This window comes from Pseudomonas persica, from assembly GCF_900291015.1.
Taxonomy (GTDB): domain Bacteria; phylum Pseudomonadota; class Gammaproteobacteria; order Pseudomonadales; family Pseudomonadaceae; genus Aquipseudomonas.
This window is the reverse complement of the sequence record NZ_OLKL01000055.1, coordinates 1-248: the sequence shown is the minus strand read 5'-3', so window position 1 is coordinate 248 and position 248 is coordinate 1. Positions and strand designations below refer to the sequence as shown.

Annotated in this window: 1 protein-coding gene; it reads left to right on the top strand. The window is 60.9% G+C overall.

The window, feature by feature from the left end; genetic code table 11:
- A partial coding sequence (locus FQ664_RS25665) for a hypothetical protein (protein WP_144175802.1) occupies positions 1-248 on the top strand: 248 nt, incomplete at both ends.

The window sequence follows — 248 nt, the reverse complement described above, 5'->3', positions numbered from 1 at the left end:
GCCGCGAAGAGCTTGACGATGGCGAACTGAGCAAGATTGTCCTGGCGGGGATGGATGAAGATGTCATAGAGCAGCTACTACCCGATACGCCAGTAGAGCAGCGCCCGGGCGCCCTTAACGAGCTATTGGCCAACCGCCTGTCAGCACGTCGTCGCGAAGTCTTCGCGAGCATGCTGGAAAGCCATCGCGCACCGCTTGGCGACGAAGCGCAGACCTTGGGCCGCCAGTTCCCCGGTTTGCCTGACAAT